Below are 22,814 nucleotides of genomic sequence, written 5' to 3' on the forward strand. Positions count from 1 at the left end.
TGAAGACTATCGAAAGCGTTGATTGTCCGTTCAAGTGTCCGGTCCGTAAGGTAGCTCCATAGATTGATGGAGGTACTTATGTCCCAGGTTCAGATCATGTCCGTTATCGGCAGCGCCGTTCCCGCACCGCTCAGAGAGCTGGGATTGCTCGCCTGTTGGTATCTGGTGCAGGACGGCGAACCGATCAGCGGCCCGCTCACCTCGCTGCCAGCCGCCCAGGCATTGTCGCAACGTATCGGCCAAGGCCAACTCAGCGTTTAAGGCAGCTGCACCCGCGGCTTGGTTTCAATGAAGATTGACCAGCTCGACATAAACAGCGCGGCGATCAGCGGCCCGATCACAAAACCATTGAGGCCGAAGACCGCCAGACCGCCAAGGGTCGAGATAAGGATCAGATAGTCCGGCATCTTTGTATCCTTGCCCACCAGGATCGGTCGCAGCACGTTATCCACCAGGCCGATCACAAATACCCCGAACAGCCCCAGCACCACGCCCTGCCAGATCGCCCCGGAGAACAGGAAAATCGCCGCCACCGGTGCCCAGACGATCCCCGCCCCCACCGCTGGCAACAGGGATAGAAACGCCATCAATACCGCCCAGAGCAACGCGCTCGGGACGTCCAGAAACCAGAAAATCAAACCGCCCAACGCGCCTTGCGTGATTGCCACCAGGAGGTTGCCCTTCACTGTCGCCCGCACCACGCGATTGAACTTGAGTTGCAAGCGACGTTTCTGGTGCTCCTGCAGCGGCACAGCGGCGCGAACTTTTCGCGCCAGTTCGGCGCCGTCCCGCAGAAAGAAGAACAGCAGGTAGAGCATGATGAAAAAACCCACCACGAATTCGAACGTACCCTGACCAAAACTGAAGGCTTTGTTGGCGATGAACTCATTGCCTGTCACTGCACTCTTGATGATTTTCTCCCGCAACCCGTCCAGCTCACCAACCCCGGCCCGATCGAGCACATGCTGAAAGTACGGCGGCAGGCTGTGTTTGAAATGCGTCACATACCCGGCGATGTCCAGTTCACCGCTTTCGATGCTCTTGTACAGCGCGGCCCCTTCTTGAACCAGCAAGATACTGAGGATGATCACCGGCAGGATCGCGCTCACCAGGCAGATGCTCAGGGTGAGCAGCGCCGTCAAGTTGCGCTCCCAGCCGAACTTCAGTTGCAGTCGACGTTGCAGGGGCGCGAAGAGGATGCCGAGGATGACCGCCCAGAACACCGCACCGTAAAACGGCAGCAAAATCCAGATGAAAGCGGCGGTGACCAGTCCCAGTAAAATCGCCAGTGATTTGTTTTGCAGTGTCTTTTCGTTCATGTCCGATCCGTGTCAGTCCGCGGGGCGCAGGCTCTTGTACTGAAGAGCCGTCCTGATGCTTAGTCCGCCACGGTTCGCGCGAGTGCCATCCGTTTGTTCATCAAGCATAGATCCAGATCAATGAATCTTTGGGGCAAGCCGCTTATTCTCGGCGGCTTTTGTGACCGACACTGCCATGACCCTGCTCCCCCCGGAACTGCTCGCCCCCGCGGGCACCCTGAAAAACATGCGTTATGCCTTCGCCTATGGCGCCGATGCGGTGTACGCCGGCCAGCCGCGTTACAGCCTGCGGGTGCGCAATAACGAATTCGATCACGCCAATCTCGCCCTCGGCATTCACGAGGCCCAGGCTCAGGGCAAGCGCTTTTATGTGGTAGTGAACATCGCCCCGCACAACGCCAAACTGAAAACCTTCCTCAAAGACCTGGCGCCGGTGATTGCCATGGCGCCGGACGCGCTGATCATGTCCGACCCGGGTCTGATCATGCTGGTCCGTCGGCATTTCCCGCAGATGCCGATCCACTTGTCGGTGCAGGCCAACACGGTGAACTGGGCCAGTGTCGAGTTCTGGCAGCAACAAGGCTTGAGCCGGATCATCCTGTCGCGGGAACTGTCCCTGGAAGAAATCGCCGAGATCCGCGAGCAGGTCCCGGCGATGGAGCTGGAGGTGTTTGTCCACGGCGCCTTGTGCATGGCCTATTCCGGTCGCTGCCTGTTGTCGGGCTATATGAACAAGCGCGACGCCAATCAGGGCAGCTGCACCAATGCCTGTCGCTGGAAATATTCGGCGCAGCCGGCCACGGAAAATCAGCTGGGCGAGATCGTGCAGACCTTCCAGCCTGAACCGACCCTGGGCATCGGCGCCCCGACCGATCAGGTCTTCCTGCTGCAGGAAGCCAACCGGCCCGACCAACTGATGCCGGCCTTTGAAGATGAACACGGCACCTACATCATGAATGCCAAGGATCTGCGTGCGGTGCAGCACGTCAAGCGCCTGACACAGATGGGTGTGCACTCGTTGAAAATCGAGGGCCGGACCAAATCCCACTTTTATTGCGCGCGGACCACTCAGGTTTATCGCCGGGCGATCGACGACGCGGTGGCCGGTCGCGAGTTCGACCGCAGCCTGATGACGGATCTGGAATCCCTCGCCCAGCGCGGCTACACCGAAGGTTTTCTGCGTCGGCATGTGCATGACGAATACCAGAACTACCAGCACGGCAGTTCGGTGTCGGAACGGCAGCAGTTTGTTGGCGAGCTGACCGGTGAGCGACGTGACCGGATGGCGGAAGTCAAGGTGAAGAATCGATTTGGCTTGGGCGATCACATGGAACTGATGACGCCCAAGGGCAACTTCCAATTCGACTTGCAGCAGCTGCAAAACGTTAAAGGCGAGCCGATCGAGGTGGCGCCTGGGGATGGGCACACGGTGTATCTGCCGATTCCGGATGCGGTGGATTTGAGGTTTGGGTTGTTGATGCGGGATGTGGGTGTCGCTTAAATCCCCCCCTCACCCTAACCCTCTCCCAGAGGTAGAGGGGTGTAGTGGTCAACTAATTCCGGACACCTCGATAGGTGGTTTTGATGCCATCACCCGTTCGTAAACGGTTGGTGGCAAATAGCCTAGTTTCGAGTGCAGCCGTTTGTTGTTGTAAAACCCAACGATGTACTCAGTAATGTCGCGGATTGCTTCGCCGTGGTTTGCGTAGTCACGTCGCCACACTCGCTCCATTTTCAAGCTGAGGAAGAAGCGTTCCATTACCGCGTTATCCCAACAGTTACCTTTGCGGCTCATGCTTTGCTGCATGTCATTTCGCGCCAGCAACGCTCGATAGCTCGCGCTGGCGTATTGGCTGCCACGGTCTGAGTGAGCGATCAGGCCCGGTGGCGGTTGACGTTGCGCGATGGCCAACTGCATTGCGCTACACACCAACTCCGCCGGCATGTTCGGGGCCATGGACCAGCCGACGATTTTACGGGAGTACAAGTCCAACACCACCGCCAGGTATAACCAGCCGCTGCGGGTCCGGATGTAGGTAATGTCAGCCACCCAAGCCTTGTTCGGCGCCACGGGGTCAAACTGACGGTTGAGCACATTTTCGGCAATGGGCAGGTCATGGTTGCTGTCGGTGGTATGGACAAACTTGCGCTTCCAGGCCGAGCGCAGACCGTTGGCACGCATCAATCGGCGGATTTTATAAAGACCCACCACCATGCCCTTGCCACGCAACGCATTGCGTAACGGGCGGCTGCCGAAGCAGCCTCCACTTTCCTCAAACGAAGCCCTGAGCTGAACCGTAACCGGACAAATAGATGCCGGCGCAGCAACACGCTTGCGAGCCTCATAGAAACCGGATCGACTGACGTTGAGTACACGACAGACATGCGCTACGGAGTAAGCCTTCTGTTGCAACTGTTTGACCAGCCGATAAGTCACTTCAGCTCGCGGGCAAAGAAGGCTGTAGCCTTTTTTAAGATGTCATTGTCCATCTTGAGCTGGCGGTTTTCCTGCTCCAGCTGGCGAATACGTTGTTGCTCGGCGGTCAATGGCTTACCGATGCCGGTCTCTCCCAGTATCTCCGCATCGTACTGACGCACCCATCGGCGCACAGCCGTCTCACCAAGATTGAGATCCAGGCAGACCTGCGGAACGGTCACGCCTTGGTCCTTGATCATCTTCACGACTTGTAGCTTGAAGCTCTCGTCGAATGTTCTGCGTTTGTCGGTCATGAAAAACTCCTCGGTAGATGTATTTTCCACCTATCGGGGTGTCTGGGGAAATTAGACCACTGCAGGGACTGACCGATGTGTTCTTTCAAGCTACATCGACCTGAAAAACCGAGTCGAACTCAGGCTCTGACATCAACAGAGATCGGCCCCCTTTCCCCCTCTCCCCCGTGGGGAGAGGGATGGGCGGGCCGCGTTCCGATGAGGGGTGGCTTTCAGACCCGACGCCTATTACGCCGCAAACTCCTCCCGCAACATCCCCACAAACGCCTCCCGCGCCGGGTGAACCCCGGCGTTTTCATGCCAGTAAAAAAGGTTGTCGATTGCCGTCAGCTCGGGGAACACAAATCCTGCGCAACCCGCCCCTTTGGCGTACTGATCAAACACGCCTTTTGGCACCAGCGCGACACCAGCCCCAGCACTGACGCAGCCGACAATCGCCCCGTAACTGGCAAGGCTGACGATCGGCAACGCCTGCCCCTGCCGCAGCAACCATTGCTCCAGCGCCGCCCGGTAGGGACAGCCCTGAGGCCACATAAACACGGTCTTGTCCTGCAAATCCGCGATGTCACGTACCGGCCCCATAGACGTCGAGGCAATCAGCAGCAGCTCCTCGCGGTACATCGGCGTGCGCTTGAGGTGTGAGCGCTCGACATCCACCGCGACGATCGCGCCGTCGAGTCGGTGATTGAGTGTGTCGTCGAGCAATTGGCTCCAGCTGCCGGTGGTCAGTTCCAGCGCAACCGCTGGGTAATGCTTGTGGAATTTGGCCAGCAGCCGCGGCAAACGACCGGTCGCCGACGACTCGATGGCGCCAATGCGCAACGGTCCGGACGGCTCGGCCGCAGGGTCCACCGCGCGCTTGGCTTCAACCGTCAGGGCGAGAATTTTCGAGGCATAAGCCAGGAAGGTTTGCCCCGCCGGGCTGATTCGCAGCCCTCGGCCCTCGCGTAGAAACAGCGCGACACCCAGCTCCGCTTCCAGGGACTTGATCCGTGCCGTGATGTTCGACGGTACGCAATGCAATAGTTCAGCCGCCCGGACGATGCTGCCGACTTCGGCGACGGTCTTGAACATGCGAATCTGTGCCAGCTCCATACATCACCCAAAGTGAATAGTTAACGCAGTATAAGTCAGTTGTGGAGAGCGGTCAGGCTTCTGATACTCGGTGTATCCGCTCACAGGTGCCCGACCATGAAGCCACTCACGCCCTCCCCCGACTCTCCCATCAAAATCATCCTGGCCATGGCATTTGTTGTCGGCTGCTGGGGTTACTCACCGACCGGCATTCACATCGGCCTGCAAACCTACGACCCCGGACATCTGGCGCTGCTGCGGTTTCTGGTGGCATCGGCATTCATGGCGGTGGTCGCAGTGTTCCGAGGCATCAGCCTGCCGAACCTTCGCGACCTGCCGCTGCTGTTGGCTCTCGGTTTCTTTGCGGTGAGCCTGCATCACGTGGCGATCAATTTCGGCCAACAAGGTGTCAGCGCCGGAGCGTCCAGTGTATTGGCACAATCGACGCCGTTGTTCAGCACACTGCTGGCGCGCTTTGTGTTCAAGGACCGGGTGAGCGTGTGGCGTTGGGGCTGTGTTTTGCTGGGATTGATCGGCGTGGTGATTGTGGTGGCCGGCGATCACGGACTGGGCAGCATCGGCGCCCACGGCTTGTTGATTCTGCTGGCGGCAGTGTCCTGGAGTATTTATTTCGCGTTGCACAAGCATCACGCCGGGCGTTACGACGGGCTGACGCTGGTGTGTTACACCGTCTGGGCCGGGACGGCGCTGCTGTTGATTTATCTACCCGGCCTTGCGCATCAGGTGGTCAGTGCACCGGCTCATGTGCAACTGGCGGTGGTTGCGTTGGGCGTGTTCCCCAGCGCCCTCGCGTATCTCGCCTGGGCGTATGTGTTGGCCCACGTAGATCTGAGCCGGGCAACGATGACGCTGTATGTGATTCCACCGACAGCCATGGCGATTGCGTCTTTTGCGCTGGGCGAACGGCCGACGTTGATGATCATTGTTGGCGCGCTGGTGGTGCTGGTCAGCGTGTTGGCGTTGAATCTGGAGCGGCGGGTGGTGGCTCAGGTGGCTAGCATCTGATCGTTGATCTGCGTTGAGGCGTCTGGCGCTATCGCGAGCAAGCTCGCTCCCACAGGGATCTCGGCGGTGGTCAGCGCTCTGTCGAAAACCGGTCGCGGCTGTTGGTCAGGTGCAGCCACATCGCCGCCCGCGCCGCATCTGGATCCTGACGTTTGATCGCATTGAGAATGGCCTCGTGCTCAAGGTTGGCCAGTTGCCCGAGTTTGCTCAAGTCCACTGCACCGCGCTCGGCGAAATTGACGCGGGTGCGCGGGATCATGGCGCTGCCCAGGTGCTGCATGATTTCGGTGAAGCACACGTTGCCGGTGGCTTCGGCGATCAGCAAGTGGAAGCGCTTGTCGGCTTCGACGCAGCTGTCGTTGTTGGCCAGCAGGCTTTGATAGTCGTCCAGCGCTTCGCGCATCTGCGCCAATTGATGATCCGTGCGACGGCTTGCAGCCAGTGCGGCGGCCTGGGTTTCCAGGCCCATGCGCAACTCCAGAATGCTGCGCACCCCCAGCGCGGTATCGACGTTCAACCGCAGTCCCTGCTCCGGTGCTCGTTGAATAACAAAGGTGCCAATACCGTGCCGGGTCTCCACCAACCCGGACGCCTGCAACTTCGAGATCGCCTCGCGCACCACCGTGCGACTGACCCCATGCTCCTGAACAATCGTGTTCTCGGACGGCAGCTTGTCCCCGGGCAGCATTTGGCCGAGCAGGATGCTCTGGGTCAGTTTGGCGACCAGGTCATGGGCCAGATTGTGGGTGCGCTTGCGGGCAGGCGCGTCAAGGTCTTCTTGCATGGCGATCATCCGGAAGCAGGGCTACCGGAATCGTAGCACTGCGCTCGATGGGAATCTCAAGTAAACACCCACCAACTTGTATGACAACACTCAACAAACAGGGTATTCGAGACCATAGGAAAGGCCGCTCATTACCGCAGAAGAATAATAAATGCTCTGTAAATCGCCGTTTTGTTGGGCTACAACTCTTGCGGGATGAAAAAACGTAGTTGTATGATGTCTATCAACATCGCAACACCCAGCCACACCCCGCATAAAAATAATCAGTGGGAGATAACGCAGTGAATACATCCATATCCGGGATGAACGATGGCGCCGATTCGGTCCTGAAGTCCGCCATCTCGAAAGTGAAACGCCATGTTCTGCCGCTGTTCGTGATCATGTTCATCGTCAACTACATCGACCGCGTGAACATTGGCTTCGTCCGCGCCCACATGGAACATGACCTGGGCATCGGCGCTGCCGCCTACGGCCTTGGCGCCGGTCTGTTCTTCATCGGTTACGCGCTGTTTGAAGTTCCCTCCAACATCCTCCTGCAAAAAGTCGGTGCGCGAATCTGGCTGACCCGCATCATGTTGACCTGGGGCCTGGTCGCCGCTTGCATGGCGTTCATCCAGAACGAAACCCACTTCTACATTCTGCGATTCTTGCTGGGTGTGGCCGAAGCCGGTTTCTTCCCCGGAGTGATTTACTACTTCACCCGCTGGTTGCCCGGCGTGGAGCGCGGCAAGGCGATTGCCATCTTCCTCAGCGGCTCGGCCATTGCGTCGCTGATCTCGGGTCCGCTGTCCGGGCTGCTGCTTCAAATCAGCGGATTCGGCATGCACGGCTGGCAATGGATGTACTTCATCGAAGGGATGTTCTCTGTCGGGCTGTGCGTGTTCGTCTGGTTCTGGCTGGACTCCAAACCCCACGACGCGAAATGGCTGAGCCGTGAAGAACAGGACGCTCTGGTCAAAGCCATCGACGACGAACAACTGGCCCGCGAAGCCGCGACGCCGATCAAACCTTCCTTAAGCACACTGCTCAAGGATCGCCAGATCATCCTGTTCTGCCTGATCTATTTCTTCATCCAATTGACCATCTATGCCGCGACCTTCTGGCTGCCGAGCATCATCAAAAAGATGGGCGACCTCAGCGACATTCAGGTCGGGTTGTTCAACTCGATTCCATGGTTGCTGTCGATCGTCGGCATGTACGCCTTCGCTTCGCTGTCGGCCAAATGGAAGTATCAACAAGCCTGGGTCGCCACCGCCCTGCTGATCGCGGCAGCCGGAATGTTCATGTCCACCACCGGCGGGCCGATCTTCGCTTTCGTTGCGATCTGCTTTGCTGCGCTGGGTTTCAAATCGGCGTCGTCGCTGTTCTGGCCGATTCCCCAGGCCTATCTGGATGCACGGATCGCTGCAGGTGTGATCGCGCTGATCAACTCGGTGGGCAACCTCGGCGGCTTCGTCGCACCGACCACGTTCGGTCTGCTCGAAGAACGCACCGGCTCGATTCAGGGCGGGCTGTACGGCCTGGCCGCGACCTCGATCATTGCCGCGATCATCGTCTTCGCCGCACGCAATAAACCGAAACCCGCACCTGCTGCACTGGCCAAACCAGCGCCCAATCACGCCTGAACACTCATGTAAGAGCACTGTTTTGAAGGACATAACAATGAACACACAAGAAACCGCCAAAGCCCCGATCATCACCAGCCTGCAGGTTGTTCCGGTGGCCGGCCACGACGGCATGTTGCTCAATCTGAGCGGCGCTCACGGGCCGTTTTTCACCCGCAATATCGTGATCCTAAAGGACAACGCCGGCCACACCGGCGTCGGTGAAGTACCGGGCGGCGAGCGCATTCGCCAGACCCTCGAAGATGCGCGCAGCCTGGTGGTCGGCAACCCGATTGGCACCTACCAGAAGATCCTCAATCAAGTGCGCCAGACTTTCGCCGATCGCGATGCCGGCGGTCGCGGGTTACAGACATTCGATTTGCGCATCACCATCCACGCCGTCACCGGCCTTGAAGCTGCGCTGCTTGATCTCCTGGGTCAGCACCTGGACGTGCCGGTGGCCGCCCTGCTCGGTGAAGGTCAGCAGCGCGATGAAGTGAAGATGCTGGGTTATCTGTTTTATGTCGGTGATCGCAACGAAACCGATCTTGCCTACCGCAGCGAACCGGACGCCGACAACGATTGGTTCCGCGTGCGTCACGAAAAGGCCATGACCGCCGACGCCGTGGTGCGCCTGGCCGAAGCCGCCCACGCCCGCTACGGTTTCAAGGACTTCAAACTCAAGGGTGGCGTGCTCAGTGGCGATGAAGAAATCGAAGCCGTCACCGCCCTGGCCGAACGCTTCCCCGATGCGCGCATCACCCTTGATCCGAATGGCGCGTGGTCACTCAAGGAAGCCATTCGACTGTGTCGGGATCAGCATCACGTCCTGGCTTACGCCGAAGACCCGTGCGGCGCGGAAAACGGTTATTCGGGCCGTGAAGTCATGGCTGAATTCCGTCGCGCCACGGGTTTGAAAACCGCCACCAACATGATCGCTACCGACTGGCGGGAAATGGGCCACGCGATCCAGTTGCAATCAGTGGACATTCCGCTGGCCGACCCGCATTTCTGGACGATGCAGGGTTCGGTCCGCGTGGCGCAGATGTGCCATGAGTGGGGCCTGACCTGGGGCTCGCATTCCAACAACCACTTCGATATTTCCCTGGCCATGTTCACCCACGTCGCGGCCGCCGCACCGGGTGAAATCACCGCCATCGACACGCATTGGATCTGGCAGGACGGTCAGCGCCTGACCAAAGCGCCGCTGCAAATCGTTGGCGGCTGCGTGCAGGTGCCGAAGAAGGCCGGGTTGGGCGTCGAACTGGACATGGATCAGTTGGCCAAGGCCCATGAGCTGTACGAAGGCATGGGATTGGGCGCGCGGGATGACAGCGTGGCGATGCAGTTTCTGATTCCGGGATGGAAATTCGATAACAAGCGGCCGTGCCTGGTGCGCTAATTCAGCGGTCGCGCCTGGCCTATTAACAATCAGCCCGGCTCGTCTATGGGCGGCTGGGTTTGAAAACCGCTCGGAGCGTAGCGTTTAACACCCTAAAATGGCGCTCAATCGAATCAATGACGGACAAAACAACATGGATAGGCTGAAGACTCTCGCCGTTTGCGTGGCGGTACTCGCCACCGGCCAATGTGTCGCACAGGATCAAATCGAGACGGTTGTGAATGCCGCCATACGACCGGTCATGCAAGCCCAGGCCGTTCCCGGAATAGCCGTGGCCATCACCGTCAACGGCCAATCGCATTACTTTAACTACGGCGTGGCCTCGAAGGAAAACGGCAAAGCCGTCACCAAAGACACCCTGTTCGAGATCGGTTCGGTGAGCAAAACCTTCACCGCTACCCTCGCCGCCTACGCTCAGGCCACCGGCAAACTGTCCCTGTCCGACAAGGCCAGCAGCGTTCTGCCGGAACTGCATGGTAGCGCGTTCGATAACATCAGCGTGCTGCAACTGGGCACCTACAGTGCTGGCGGCCTGCCGCTGCAATTCCCCGGAGATGCCGATGCACCGGACAAGATGCTCGGCTATTTCAAACAGTGGAAACCGACCTATGCCGCCGGCACCCATCGGCAGTATTCGAACCCGAGCCTGGGGTTGTTCGGTTATCTGGCGGCCAAAAGCATGGGCCAGCCGTTTGATGAGCTGATGGAGAAGTCTCTGCTGCCGAAACTCGGGCTAAAGCACACCTATCTCAAGGTGCCGCAGACTCAAATGGGGCTTTACGCTCAGGGTTACAACAAGGATGACAAGCCTGTGCGGGTTGGGCCGGGGGCACTGGATTCCGAGGCTTATGGCGTGAAAACCAGCGCCGCGGACCTGATTCGTTATGTTGAAGCGAACATGAAACCGACCAGCCTTGAAGATCCGCTGCAGCGGGCAGTCGCCACGACGCATTCCGGTTACTACAAAGTGGGCGAGATGACTCAGGGGTTGGGTTGGGAGTTCTACAACTACCCGGTCACCCTCGATACATTGCTGGCTGGCAACTCGACGCAGATGGCGATGGAGGCGCACGAAGTCCAGTGGCTGAACCCGCCGCAACCTCAACCGAAAAACGTACTGATCAACAAAACCGGTTCAACGAGCGGCTTCGGGACTTACGTGGCGTACATTCCGTCGAAAGACATCGGCATCGTAATCCTGGCCAACAAAAACTACCCGAACCCTGAGCGGATCAAGATCGCTCACAAAATATTGAGCGCACTACTCAAATAGATCGTTCTCTGGAGACAATCACTTGCCTGTCGCGCGGGTGTCAATGTCAGTAATAAAAATGGGCGCCCCCTTGAGGTCGCCCATTGCCGTTACTGCGTCAGCTCAATGCCGAGTCGGCGGCTGAGCGTCAGGCGCATCGCTTCTCGGATCAAGATTTTCCCGTGCCTGATTCACCAACAACTCGGCGACCGACGCCAATTGCTGAATCGACAGCAGCACATTGCGGTTCGAGCCTTCCAGTTTGCCGGTAAAATTCGCAATCAGGACATTCAGGGAGGCAAGGGTTTCACAGGCCTGATTTAGCAGGGCTAGTGTGTCGACACCGGGGGCAACAGTGAAGATCTGCTTGGTCGTGGCGGTACGCCTGGGATTTCGAATGACTGCGTCTTTTGAGGTTTCACACAGCTTCGCGGGACCGAGATGATCGGCGTCGGTTAGGGTTTGCGGTTGATTCTTGCTGAATTTTTTCACAGACGAGGCTCCTTATTGTGCCAGTGGTGTTTTTCGTCCCTGGATCCCTCAGTGTCGCGGACTCCCACGTCCGACCGCGATTTTGCGGTGGCTGACGAAGGCTAGCGGTGCGCTCTGACAGAAACCAGTTCATGAAGTCCGACAGGACTTGCAGGAAATTTCCGAGACCAATAGAAGCCAATACATCTCACCCTGGAACACCCGGTTTTTTAGCAACAGCCGAGCAAAAAAATGGGCGACCTCCAGAGGTCGCCCATTTTTCATTGTTGTAGCAGCTGGCGCAGGCTGCGCCAGCGGCTACAAAAGTCTGCGTTTAATCATCCGGCATTTCAGGGGGCTTGGCGGGTTTGGCCGGTTTTGCGCTTTTGGAACCCTTGGCGGCCGGTTCGGCTACAACGGGCGTCGCGACCGTCGGCGCTGCAGCTTCTTTCTCGGTCACTGGCAACGCGTCGATGGTCTCGAAAATTTTCTTCAAATCGACCGATTTTGATTCATCCCCCGAACTCTCGAATTTCTTTTCGCCGTCCTTGCCCACCAGGATAACCTTGGGCAACGCCCCCGCACCGAGTTTAAGCGAGCGGATCAGTGCCATGGTGTCCTGTTGGCCGAGATCCTTGCCGTCGAGCTGACCGAACATGTTCAGCACGGTGTACACCCTGATATTGCGTTGGGCGACACCCTCCTTGTAGGCCGGATCGGCCAGCGACTTTTTCAGGCCAACCCACACCGGATCAACCGTGCTGGAAGCAATAACAATCAGTGGCCGCGCCCTGCCCTTGTCCATATCCAGAGGTGAGTCGCCATTGGCGGCGAACAAGGGGCCGGTGAAAGCCAGCAGGGTAGTCAGGGTCAATGACCTGATGAGCATGCGCATCTCCTTTTGATATCCACGCTCTAATGATTGCGCATCGCGGCGTTCGTTCCGGGTGACGCACCGCAATTGTGTCTAGCCTTGCCCAAAGCTTAGGTCAGGGCGGTCATTGCGCAACAGGCTGAGCTAATCTCATAGCTCAACAACAAAGCCCTGATCCGCCGTGAGGATCTCTGTATGAGCGCTCAGCTGAACCACACCATTGTCTGGTGCCGCGACAAGCAGATATCCGCAAACTACCTGGCAGAAATCCTCGGCCTGCCCAGCCCAGAACCCTTCGGCCCGATGCTGATCGTCACGTTCGACAACGGTGTGTCGCTGGACTTCTACGACAATGACCCGCCGATTGCCTCCCAGCACTACGCGTTTTTGATCGGTGACGACGATTTCGATGCCGCCTTCGCCCGCCTGCAAGCACGAAAGCAACCCTGGTGGGCCGACCCTGGCAAGCAGCGACCGAACCAGATCAACGATTACGGCGGTGGCCGGCGGGTTTATTTCGATGACCCGGACGGGCATCTGCTGGAGATCATGACCCGGCCTTAGGCCGCGTCAGCCGCCAACGCCGGAATGGAAAAGGTAAACACGCTGCCAATCCCTGGTTCGCTCTCGGCCCAAAGCTCTCCGCCATGCGCCTGCACGATGCTGCGGCAGATGTACAAACCCAGGCCACTGCCGTTGGGATTACCGTCACGAACCGACCAGTAGCGCTCGAAGATGTGCGGCAAATGCACGGCGTGGATACCGCCGCCGTTGTCGCGCACCGAGATCAGCACCTTGCCGTCTACCTGGCGGGCGCTGAGGTCAATACGTCCGCCCGAGGGGGTGAATTTAATCGCGTTGCCCAACAGGTTCGACAGCACCTGGAACAACCGCTGGGGATCGGCGTCGATGCTCAATCCTTCAGAACTGCTGCAGTTGAGTTCGATGTTTTTGTGAGACGTGAGGGTCACCAGCAACCCACAGGCCTCTTCAAGCAGGTTGACCACATCCAGCGGTTTGCACTCGAGTGGGTACTTGCCTGCATCGAGTTTCGACTTGTCCAGCAAATCGGCAATCAGGGTGTTCATCCTTGCGGTGGCTTCCTCCATGGTGCCCAGGGCCGCGCTCAGGCGCACGGTATGCTTGCCTTCGTCCTTGGCGACCAGGCGCTGCATCATTCCGCATTGCATGATGATAATGGTCATCGGATTGCGCAGGTCATGGGACACCACCGCCACCAACTCATCACGCTTGCGGACTGCTTCATGCTCGCGGAGCACCTGACGGGCGAGGTCGTTTTCGATGGCATTGCGGCGTAGCTCACTGACCGCATAAGCATCCGCCGCGCTCCATTCGCGCGCCCTGCCCTCCACTTGCTGTTCCCACAGCGCAAAGGATGTACGCGGTTGCAGACGGTTGTCGCCTGCGGCACTGAAATGCTCATCAGGATTACCGCTCCACTTCATGCTGGAGCGCAGCTGCGGGCGGAACCACAGGACGCCGTTGTCCACCGGTTTGGGCAGCACGAACGCCAACAGACCGCTGGCCACGTCACTGTAGAGGGCGCTGGCACCGTGCAGGCCTTGCAGGTGGTCGGTCAACAGCGGCTCGCCGCTTGCCAGGCATTGCTCGCGCACCCACAGGTAAAGCGCACGTACCTGCTCAACCGTCGGGCACTCACCGAACAGCTGCAAGCGGTCTTCGATCAATACGGCGACGCCACTGGCCCCGGTCAGGGCTTGCAATGGCTTCGGGTGGTTGAGCAGCCCCTCCAGCACATCGCTGTCAGCCAGGCGCATCGCTGCGGTCAGTTCATTGATCAGCCGGGATTTCTGTTCACGCTGGCGCTGTTCGTCCCGGGCGTGCAGTGCCGTGATCTGCACGCTGAGCAACTGGGCGATCGCGGCGCACATCGTGCGCACCGAATGGCTCACCAGCAGCGGTTCAGGATGGGCGCACGTGATCAGTCCCCAAAGCTGATCGCTCGCAAGCAGCGACAGGCTCATGGAGGCCCGCACGCCCATGTTTTCCAGGTATTGGCAGTGCACCGGCGACACGCTGCGCAGGACCGAAAACCCCAGGTCCAGCGGCTGTCCGGTGTCAGGGCGCAACACCGGAAGAATCGGCACCGGCACATAGCGCGCATCCGGGATCACCCGGATCCAGTTCAGGCGATACAACTCACGCGCCTGCAGGGGAATGTCCGAGGCGGGGAAACATTGCCCCAGGTAACCGGGCAGAACCCCGCCCAGCGCCTCGCTGATGACTTGCCCATGCCCCGCCGGTTGGAAGCGATAAATCATCACCCGGTCGAAGCCGGTCAGGCGGCGGATCTCATCGACACTGACGGTGTACAAGTCGTCCAGCGTGCTGGCTGCCTGCATCCGCCGCAAGGCCCGAAGCAGTATGCCGGTGTTGTCCGGTGCAGCGTCGTGCAACGGCTCCAGTTCAAGAATAATCACGCCGTCATGTCGGTTGAGCGATCCGTTGAACCGCTGCGCCCCCATCTCCAGCACCAACGGATTGGCATCCTCCAGATCATTCAACAACAGCGCCTGACGAACCTGCTCTGCCGCCGCGGCACCCAACAGCATCGTCAAAGGGTGCTGCAATAAAGCCGCCGCCGTCTGACCGAGCAACGACGCACAATTGCGGCTGATCTGCTGGATGATCAACTCAGGCTCACTCAGGGCCAGCAGAACGCCATGGGGCTGGATCGACCCCGGAATCCGGATCGCTTCGCGGGCGCACTCGGCGAGCGCGGCGTCAAGTTGCTCATCAGTGAGGCGATTCATACCAATACCTCGCAGCGCTCAAGCCAACCTTCGAAGGCCTCGAACGTCGCCTGGGCCGCGGTCACCGACGCCGCCCGTTCAGCGGGACCACACACCTCATACAGGCACGCCAGGAAACCGCGCCACATCAGCAAAGTCGACGTGCCGTACACCGCAAAAAAGCGGCCGCCCGTGTGTTCGTCGACACCGAGGCGCGAGTACAGGCCGTTGCGCAGCGATTGACCGCCCAGCGTCGCGCCTTCAAGGACGTACAGCACGCCCAGCACATCGGCAACGGAGCGGGGCTGAAGGGAAAACTGGCAGAGGGGGATGGCATCAATGGCGCCAGCGTCCAGACCCAAGGCATACAGATCGGCTTCAAGCGACGGGGTTTTGCTACGGATCAGCCAGTCCAGATCGGGAATGGTCATCGCCATCTGGCACAGCAGGTTTTCCAGCGGCCGATAAAAACCGTAGTAAGCCTTGATCAGGCGGGTGTAGAGCAATAAATCGGTGGTGAAAAACGGAATGCGTTTTTCCAGCACTTGATGCTGCCGGGTCGTCGCGGTGCGCAGCTCACTGAGAATCAGCGGCAGGCTTTTGGGCAGGGCGGTCACGACAGCCTGTCGAGGCTATACCCGGCTTCGTGGCTTTGATATTCAGCGATTAGCGTGTACACGTGCCACCTCTTGTCGATCACGGGGAAATGCCGACAGGTCATTCACGGGTAAATGAAGGCGGGCTTTTCACCGTAGCACCTATACGGCGCAGGAGGTGGTTTGTTTCTGGAACCTGTGCGGCCTAAAAGGCCAGTTTGTAACCGATCAGCACCAGCATCGTGGCCAGGCAAGGACGCAACACTTCATCGGAGATGCGGCCCGTCAGGTGGCTGCCCAGGTAAATCCCCGGCAGCGAACCGACCAGCAAGTAACCCAGCACATGCCAATCCATGTTGCCCATGCTCGCATGGCCAAGGCCTGCAACCAGGGTCAGCGGTACGGCGTGCGCGATTTCCGTGCCCACCAGACGGCGGGTCGGCAGCAGCGGATAAAGAATGAACAACGCGACAGTGCCCAGGGCGCCAGCGCCGATGGAGGTCAGGGCAACCATGGTGCCGAGGACCAGGCCGGTGATCACGGTCAGTGCATTCAAGCGGTTGCCGCTGGGGTTGTAATTGCCTCCCGCACGCTTATGGGCGAAATCGAGCAGGCGTTTTTTGAAGAAAATCGCCAGCGCCGTGGCAAACAATACAAAGCCCAACGCCTGTTTGATAACAGCGTTCATCGCCTCGGGTGATGTCTGCAAGGTGCTCAGGAACCACAGCGTCAGTGCCACCGCCGGCACACTGCCGAGGGTCAACCAACCGGTAATTGCCCAGTCGATGTTCTTGTTCTTTCTATGAACCAGCACGCCACTGGACTTGGTAATCGCCGCGTACAGCAAATCCGTCCCCACCGCGGTGGCCGGATTGACACCGAACCACAACAGAATGGGGGTCATCAACGAACCACCACCCACCCCAGTCATCCCGACAATAAAGCCAACTACCAGACCTGCAACGACTAAACCGAAATTACCGAATTCCATTAACACGCCCACAAAACGCATGAAAAATCTGGCCCGCAGCATAGCGATTTTTCTTATAACCACTTATATCGATGCGATCTATCTTTATGCACTTCCTTGCTACTGCACCGGCAAGAAATTCAAAAACAACAAACTCTGCGCGTAATTCAAACCGATCCGGCGGTAGCGTTCGTCGAGCAACTGCGTGAGCAGGTCCATTCGCGCGACGATCTTGCCGAACTCCACGGCAAAACTCAGGTTGCTGCCCTCCTCTGAAATTTCGTTGGAGAACAGCAACGGCTCGCCGTGCTTGTTTTGCCGCTGGCTGAGTATCCAGGTGGCTTTCTCGATGTTGCGGGCAGCGTTGCTGACGAACGTCGGGTTAATCGCATCCGTCATGTAGAACTCGAGCCGATTACCGTGGGCGGTGACGAGCATGCTGCCGATGGCATAGATGAAAGCACCGACCCGGTCGCCGAGAAATTCCGGGCTCATGGCATAACTCAGCGCTGCCAGGTCTTTTTTGCCGCCCAGGGTAGGCAGCGGCTGTTGCTGTTCGATGGCCATGCGCACTTGCTTGCCAGCGGTGCGGGCATCGAGGAAACCGGATTTTTTCAGCTCGTCCGGGTTGCGCAGGTAGAGCTTGCTCATCAGCAGATAGAGGCTGTCGAGGTTGTCACGCATCGCCAGGGTCGCCATGCGGTCGACGCTGGTCTGGAGGAATTCCTGGGGTTTGCCTTCGCGGAACTGGCTGACGATGTCGCTGCCCTGCTGCTGACTGCACCCGGTGGCTGCGAGCATCGACAAGCAGGCAAACAGCAGGCAATGGCGGCGGATTGGCGTGGTGGTGAGGGGTAAAACTCGAGCCATGGGTTCTTGAACTTGGGCATGGGCCGGCGGTGGGGATCGCCGCAGGCTGGCCAAGGATAGAGCCGTGAATTCTGAAAAAGTGCAGTGCCGACGGTCCGTAAGCGTTGGCCGTCGTTAAGAGGATCATCACATTAGTCATAACCATGCTTCAATCCCGACACTCACTCTGCGCCCTCGGACTGTCCCTGATGATCGCCACCCTCTCCGCCCAGGCTGCGGGCCTGTCCAGCGAACACAAGGCCTTCGGCAAAACCAATGACGGCACACCCGTCGAGCAATACATCTTGCGCAACAGCCATGGCCTGACTGCCACGGTCATTACCTACGGCGGCATCCTGCAGTCGCTGAAAGTGCCGGACAGAAACGGCAAGTTCGAGGATGTGGTGCTCGGTTTTGATGACGTACAGGGTTATCAGAGCGGCACCGCGTATTTCGGTGCGACCATCGGGCGCTTCGGCAATCGTCTGGCCAACGGTGCTTTCGAATTGGACGGCAAGCGCTATCAGGTGCCGCTTAACGAGGGTTCCAATTCGCTGCACGGCGGCCCTCAGGGTTTTGACAAACACGTCTGGAAAGCTCAACCGAGCACAGGCAAGGATTCGGTGGGCGTGACCCTGACGTATCTGTCGGTAGACGGTGAAATGGGCTTCCCCGGCAACCTGAAAACCGAGGTCACCTACAGCCTCAACGAGGACAACGAACTTCGCATCGAGTACAAGGCTTCCACCGACAAACCCACGGTCCTGAATCTGACCAATCACAGCTATTTCAATCTGGCCGGCGCGGGCAACGGTGATGTGCTGAAACAGATGGTGACCTTGCACGCCACTCACTACACACCGGTCAACGGCAAGCTGATCCCGACGGGTGAATTGGCCCCGGTGGCCGGCACGCCGATGGACTTCACTCAACCGACTGCTATCGGGAAAAACATAAAGGCTGATCATCCGCAATTGAAGTTCGCCGAGCCGAAACAGGGCGGCTTCGATTTTAACTGGGCACTGGACGCCAACGGCGATGTGAGCAAACTCGCCGCCGAAGTCAGCGATCCACAATCCGGCCGCCGATTGCAGCTCTACACCACCGAACCCGGCGTGCAGTTCTACACCAGCAACTTCCTCGATGGCTCGGTCAAGGGCAAGGCTGGCAAGGTCTATCCGCACTGGGGGGCGTTCACGCTGGAGACCCAGCATTATCCGGACTCACCGAATCAGCCGACCTTCCCGTCCACGCGGCTGGACCCCGGCAAGACCTACACCCAGAGCACTGTCCTGAAGTTTTCTGCCCAGTAAACCTGCGACGCCGACGCATTTGCTGTTACCGCCTTTCTGGTGCTCGACGGAACCACCGGGCTATTCTGCTGCCCACTAAAGTATCGATCGAAATTCAGAAAGGAGGTTTTGATGCGGACCCTAGAGTTGGCTGGCGTCTATGTACCGGTCATCGGCCAAGGCACTTGGCGCATGGGCGAAGACCGCTCCCGACACACTCAAGAAGTCGCGGCGCTGCGCCAGGGAATCGAACTGGGCATGACCCTGATCGACACCGCGGAAATGTACGCCGAAGGCGGTGCTGAGGAAGTGGTGAGTGAAGCCATTGCAGGTCTGCGCGATACCGTCTTTCTCCTCAGCAAGGTCTACCCGCACAACGCCAGCCGCAAAGGCATCCCCCAAGCGTGCGAGCGCAGTCTGCGGCGACTGGATACCGATTACATCGATCTCTACCTGCTGCACTGGCGCGGCCAGTATCCCCTCGAAGAAACGGTCGAGGCCTTCGAACGCTTGCGCGAAGAAGGCAAGATTGGTCGCTGGGGCGTCTCCAATTTCGACGTCGACGACCTGGAAGAACTGGCCTCCCCGGCCTGTGCCACCAATCAGGTGCTCTACAACCTGGAGGAACGCGGCATCGATTTCGACTTGCTGCCCTGGTGCCAGAAGCAAAACCTGCCAGTCATGGCCTACTGTCCGATTGGCCAGGGTGGGCATATGCTGGTCAATTCAACCCTTAAGCAGGTTGCCGCCCGTCACGGGGTGACGCCTGCCCAGGTATCGCTGGCATGGATTCTGCGACAGGAAGGTGTGATCGCCATCCCCAAAGCGGTCAAACCTGAACATGTGCAACTGAATGCGCAAGCGGCGCAATTACGGCTCGAAGCTGGGGATCTGGAGGCGCTGGACCACGCGTTTCGCGCGCCACAACACAAACAGCGGTTGGCCATGGTCTGAGCCATCGCGGTTTTGTCAGAGGGCTTCTGCATGAGAAGCACCGATCAGCTCGATTCCTTTAAGCTACAACGCTTTATCCTGGCCCAGGACCCGGTGTTTAAACGGGTCCAGACCGAGCTGAAGGAGGGTCACAAGCGCAGCCACTGGATGTGGTTCATCTTTCCGCAATTCGCAGGGTTAGGCGGCAGCGAGATGTCCCGCCACTTTGCCATTCGTTCCAAAGAGGAAGCGGCGGCGTACCTGAATCATCCGCTGCTGGGTTCACGATTGCGCACCTGCACTCAGTTGGTGCTGAACATCGAAAAGAGCTCAATTGCCGCCATCTTCGGCCACCCCGACGATCTCAAGTTTCACTCTTCCATGACGCTGTTTGCCCAGGTTGCCGGCGCTAACAGCGACTTTCATCAAGCACTGGACCGGTATTTCCACGGCATCCTGGATGACTGGACGTTGTTGCTGCTGGATTCAAAACAGGCCCAACTGCCCACCAATCAAGGTTGAAAAGTCGTCGTCCACGAACGGCAGAATCGCGTCCGCTACCGGTTGCAGTTGCCGGGTGACGTAGTGGTCGTAGTCGATGGGCGCGCTGCGAATTTCCAGCGGTTCGGGCCCGGCGATGGTGATCACGTAGCTGATCCAGCCACCGTTCTGATATTGCCGCGGGCGACCCTGCTGATCGTTGTAATCATCGGCAATTCGCGCGGCCCGCACGTGGGGCGGCACGTTGCGCTGATAGTCGTCGAGGGTGCGGCGCAGGCGCTTGCGGTAGATCAGGCGGTCGTCGAATTCTCCCGCCAACGTCTTGCGCACGTAGTCGCGGACATAATCCTGATAGGGCTTGCGATTGAAGATGCGCAGGTACAACTCCTGCTGAAATTGCCGGGCCAGCGGCGACCAGTCGGTGCGCACGGTTTCCAGGCCTTTGTAGATCATTTCATCGGTGCCATCGGCGCGGGTCACAAGCCCCGCATAGCGCTTCTTGCTGCCCTCCTCGGCACCGCGAATGGTTGGCATCAGAAAGCGCTTGTAGTGGGTTTCGAACTGCAACTCCAACGCACTTTCCAGACCGTATTCCTGCTGCACATGCTCGCGCCACCACTGGTTGACGTGATCCACCAGCGCGCGGCCAATCTGTGCGGCTTCCTGCTGACCGTGCGCGCGGCGCAGCCAGACGAAGGTCGAGTCAGTGTCGCCGTAAATCACCGTGTGGCCCTGGGCTTCGATCAGCTGTCGAGTACGCAGCATGATCTCGTGGCCGCGCAAGGTAATGGACGACGCCAGGCGTGTATCGAAGAAGCGGCAACCGCTGGAACCGAGCACGCCGTAGAACGCGTTCATGATGATCTTCAAGGCCTGGGACAGCGGCGCATTGTGTTCACGCTTGGCGGTTTCACGGCCTTCGGCAACCCGGGCAACGATAGCGGGCAGGCAGTGTCGGGTTCTTGAAAAGCGTGCGCCACGAAAGCCCGGCACCGACTCGCTGTCATCGGGATGTTTAAGCCCCTCGATTAAGCCCACCGGGTCGATGAGGAAGGTACGGATGATCGAGGGATAGAGGCTTTTGTAGTCGAGCACCAGCACTGACTCGTACAGGCCCGGTTGCGAGTCCATGACAAAACCGCCGGGGCTGGCCTGCGCAGGCTTGTTCCCAAGGTTCGGCGCAACGAAACCCTGGCGGTGCATCAGCGGCATGTAAAGGTGCGTAAACGCCGCCACCGAGCCGCCGCTGCGGTCTGCCGGCAATCCGGTGACGCTAGCCCGTTCCAGCAAGAAGATCAGCAACTCGGTCTTGGCGAAAATCCGCGTCACCAGCTCGCAGTCCTTGAGGTTGTACTTGGCGAGGGCCGGTTTGTCCTCGGCGAACATGCGGTTGATTTCGTCCATGCGCTGGTACGGCGTGCTGATCGACTTACCCTCGCCAAGCAGGGTTTGCGCGACGTTTTCCAGGCTGAACGAGGGGAAACTCCAGGTCGCCGAGCGCAGGGACTCGATGCCGTCGATGATCAGCCGGCCGGCGGCCGAGGCGAAGTAATGGTTGCGGCTACCGTGTTCGCGCCACTGCATTTCTTCGCCGCCACGCCCCAGTTTCAGCGGCACCGCCAGGCGCCGGGCGTGTTCATGGAGTACGCGCAGGTCGAACTGCACGACGTTCCAGCCGATGATCGCGTCGGGGTCATGGTGGGCGAACCACTCGTTGAGTTTTTTCAGCAACAGCGTTCGGGAGTCGCAGTACTCGAGCTGAAAATCCACCTCGCTGTCATCACCGTTGGGCGGGCCGAGCATGTAGACCTGGCGCTCGCCGCAGCCTTCCAGGGCGATGGAGTACAACTCGCCGTGAGCGGTGGTTTCGATGTCCAATGAGACCAGCCTGAGGCTCGGGCGATAGTCGGGGTCGGGTTTCATCTGCGCATCGAGCAGCAGGCCCTCGGTATTCGGAGTGCCACTGAATTGGACTGGCGCGGTGATAAAGCGCTCCATCATGTAGCGTTCCGGCGGGCGCACATCAGCTTCGAACATGTCGACGCCGGCCTTGCGCAGCGCGGTTTCCAGGCGTATCAACTGACCGTGCTGCTGGCAATACAGACCGAGTACCGGGCGGTGCTCGAAATCCAGCAACGCCAACGGCCGCAGCTCGACGTTCTTTTCGCCGCGCAGTAGCACTTCGGCCTGCTCTCGTTGCACTGCGGGGATGAACGCCACCGACGGTTGATGAGGCAGGCGGATCCGCTGGGGACCGGTATCGGTCGCCAGCCAGAACTCGACTTCCGTACCGGCCGGGGTATCGCGCCAATGCCGGGTCAGGACGAAGCCCTGCTGTAAATCCACCGCTGCAACCTCGCATC

General features: G+C 59.1%; 20 protein-coding genes and 2 pseudogenes. 10 read left to right on the forward strand and 12 right to left on the reverse strand.

Annotation, left to right across the window (positions count from 1 at the left end; genetic code table 11):
• Positions 1-78: 78 nt before the first annotated feature.
• Entirely contained in the window at positions 79-261 is a 183-nt protein-coding gene (locus ACYZT7_RS22580; protein WP_449644004.1) for a hypothetical protein, read from the forward strand.
• Here the strand turns inward: ACYZT7_RS22580 and ACYZT7_RS22585 are convergent.
• Positions 258-1,319, reverse strand: a complete 1,062-nt coding sequence (locus ACYZT7_RS22585) for an AI-2E family transporter (RefSeq protein ID WP_462038282.1) — start codon at positions 1,317-1,319, stop codon at positions 258-260. The two genes, ACYZT7_RS22580 and ACYZT7_RS22585, sit on opposite strands and share 4 nt — an antisense overlap.
• A 175-nt stretch (positions 1,320-1,494) precedes the next feature.
• Here ACYZT7_RS22585 and trhP point away from each other — a divergent pair, with 175 nt between their 5' ends.
• Positions 1,495-2,820, forward strand: a complete 1,326-nt coding sequence (gene trhP, locus ACYZT7_RS22590; RefSeq protein WP_462038283.1) for a prephenate-dependent tRNA uridine(34) hydroxylase TrhP — start codon at positions 1,495-1,497, stop codon at positions 2,818-2,820.
• Between the two features lie 48 nt (positions 2,821-2,868).
• On the opposite strand, the gene ACYZT7_RS22595 is transcribed toward trhP, so the two are convergent.
• Both ACYZT7_RS22595 and ACYZT7_RS22600 read right to left on the reverse strand, forming a co-directional pair.
• Positions 2,869-4,049 (reverse strand): IS3 family transposase gene (locus ACYZT7_RS22595; protein ID WP_462037539.1). Its coding sequence is split into 2 segments (ribosomal slippage): positions 2,869-3,785 and positions 3,785-4,049, totalling 1,182 coding nucleotides; the frame shifts between segments, so codons are not numbered across the junction.
• 228 nt (positions 4,050-4,277) lie between these two features.
• A complete protein-coding gene (locus ACYZT7_RS22600; protein ID WP_462038284.1) occupies positions 4,278-5,144 on the reverse strand; it encodes a LysR family transcriptional regulator in 867 nt (288 codons plus the stop codon).
• 96 nt (positions 5,145-5,240) lie between these two features.
• Between ACYZT7_RS22600 and ACYZT7_RS22605 the strand changes: the two genes are divergently transcribed.
• Positions 5,241-6,149 carry a DMT family transporter gene (locus ACYZT7_RS22605; protein ID WP_462038285.1) on the forward strand — a complete coding sequence of 303 codons (909 nt, stop codon included), beginning with the start codon at positions 5,241-5,243 and terminating at the stop codon, positions 6,147-6,149.
• Positions 6,150-6,219: 70 nt separating this feature from the next.
• Here ACYZT7_RS22605 and ACYZT7_RS22610 read toward each other — a convergent pair whose 3' ends face one another.
• Entirely contained in the window at positions 6,220-6,933 is a 714-nt protein-coding gene (locus ACYZT7_RS22610; protein WP_462038286.1) for a FadR/GntR family transcriptional regulator, read from the reverse strand.
• A 281-nt stretch (positions 6,934-7,214) separates the two neighbouring features.
• Between ACYZT7_RS22610 and ACYZT7_RS22615 the strand changes: the two genes are divergently transcribed.
• The 3 genes from ACYZT7_RS22615 (at position 7,215) to ampC (ending at position 11,212) form a co-directional block, all read left to right on the forward strand.
• Positions 7,215-8,558 carry an MFS transporter gene (locus ACYZT7_RS22615; protein ID WP_462038287.1) on the forward strand — a complete coding sequence of 448 codons (1,344 nt, stop codon included), beginning with the start codon at positions 7,215-7,217 and terminating at the stop codon, positions 8,556-8,558.
• A gap of 37 nt (positions 8,559-8,595) precedes the next feature.
• Entirely contained in the window at positions 8,596-9,939 is a 1,344-nt protein-coding gene (gene gudD, locus ACYZT7_RS22620) for a glucarate dehydratase (RefSeq protein ID WP_462038288.1), read from the forward strand.
• A gap of 133 nt (positions 9,940-10,072) precedes the next feature.
• Positions 10,073-11,212: a class C beta-lactamase gene (ampC, locus tag ACYZT7_RS22625; RefSeq protein WP_462038289.1), complete on the forward strand. Its 1,140-nt coding sequence runs from the start codon at positions 10,073-10,075 to the stop codon at positions 11,210-11,212.
• Between the two features lie 102 nt (positions 11,213-11,314).
• Here the strand turns inward: ampC and ACYZT7_RS22630 are convergent, their stop codons facing one another.
• Together ACYZT7_RS22630 and ACYZT7_RS22635 are read right to left on the reverse strand one after the other, a co-directional pair.
• Positions 11,315-11,683: a DUF6124 family protein gene (locus tag ACYZT7_RS22630; RefSeq protein WP_462038290.1), complete on the reverse strand. Its 369-nt coding sequence runs from the start codon at positions 11,681-11,683 to the stop codon at positions 11,315-11,317.
• Between the two features lie 313 nt (positions 11,684-11,996).
• The gene (locus tag ACYZT7_RS22635) at positions 11,997-12,551 is read right to left on the reverse strand and encodes a DUF4174 domain-containing protein (protein ID WP_462038291.1); all 555 of its coding nucleotides are present in this window, start codon (positions 12,549-12,551) and stop codon (positions 11,997-11,999) included.
• Between the two features lie 180 nt (positions 12,552-12,731).
• On the opposite strand from ACYZT7_RS22635, the gene ACYZT7_RS22640 reads away from it, so the two are divergent.
• The gene (locus tag ACYZT7_RS22640; RefSeq protein ID WP_462038292.1) at positions 12,732-13,100 is read left to right on the forward strand and encodes a VOC family protein; all 369 of its coding nucleotides are present in this window, start codon (positions 12,732-12,734) and stop codon (positions 13,098-13,100) included.
• A 20-nt stretch (positions 13,101-13,120) separates the two neighbouring features.
• Here ACYZT7_RS22640 and ACYZT7_RS22645 read toward each other — a convergent pair.
• The 5 genes and pseudogenes from ACYZT7_RS22645 to ACYZT7_RS22665 form a co-directional block, all read right to left on the reverse strand.
• Positions 13,121-14,920 (reverse strand): annotated as a pseudogene (locus ACYZT7_RS22645) (ATP-binding protein); the annotation flags it as partial.
• A gap of 66 nt (positions 14,921-14,986) precedes the next feature.
• Positions 14,987-15,331, reverse strand: a pseudogene (locus ACYZT7_RS22650) (ATP-binding protein); the annotation flags it as partial.
• Entirely contained in the window at positions 15,328-15,927 is a 600-nt protein-coding gene (locus ACYZT7_RS22655) for a biliverdin-producing heme oxygenase (RefSeq protein ID WP_462038293.1), read from the reverse strand. The pseudogene ACYZT7_RS22650 and the gene ACYZT7_RS22655, both read right to left, overlap by 4 nt.
• Before the next feature lie 184 nt (positions 15,928-16,111).
• A complete protein-coding gene (locus ACYZT7_RS22660; protein WP_462038294.1) occupies positions 16,112-16,897 on the reverse strand; it encodes a sulfite exporter TauE/SafE family protein in 786 nt (261 codons plus the stop codon).
• A gap of 99 nt (positions 16,898-16,996) precedes the next feature.
• Positions 16,997-17,746, reverse strand: a complete 750-nt coding sequence (locus tag ACYZT7_RS22665) for a hypothetical protein (protein ID WP_462038295.1) — start codon at positions 17,744-17,746, stop codon at positions 16,997-16,999.
• Between the two features lie 143 nt (positions 17,747-17,889).
• Here ACYZT7_RS22665 and ACYZT7_RS22670 point away from each other — a divergent pair, with 143 nt between their 5' ends.
• The 3 genes from ACYZT7_RS22670 (at position 17,890) to ACYZT7_RS22680 (ending at position 20,472) form a co-directional block, all read left to right on the forward strand.
• Positions 17,890-19,038 (forward strand): aldose epimerase family protein, encoded by a 1,149-nt coding sequence (locus ACYZT7_RS22670; RefSeq protein WP_462038296.1) that lies wholly within the window; start codon positions 17,890-17,892, stop codon positions 19,036-19,038.
• A gap of 111 nt (positions 19,039-19,149) precedes the next feature.
• Entirely contained in the window at positions 19,150-19,971 is an 822-nt protein-coding gene (locus tag ACYZT7_RS22675; protein ID WP_462038297.1) for an aldo/keto reductase, read from the forward strand.
• A gap of 30 nt (positions 19,972-20,001) precedes the next feature.
• Positions 20,002-20,472, forward strand: a complete 471-nt coding sequence (locus tag ACYZT7_RS22680; RefSeq protein ID WP_449644018.1) for a DUF1810 domain-containing protein — start codon at positions 20,002-20,004, stop codon at positions 20,470-20,472.
• Here the strand turns inward: ACYZT7_RS22680 and ACYZT7_RS22685 are convergent.
• Positions 20,437-22,797: a DNA polymerase II gene (locus tag ACYZT7_RS22685; protein ID WP_462038298.1), complete on the reverse strand. Its 2,361-nt coding sequence runs from the start codon at positions 22,795-22,797 to the stop codon at positions 20,437-20,439. The two genes, ACYZT7_RS22680 and ACYZT7_RS22685, sit on opposite strands and share 36 nt — an antisense overlap.
• Positions 22,798-22,814: the final 17 nt, after the last annotated feature.

It is taken from the genome of Pseudomonas sp. RT4P38, assembly GCF_054897765.1.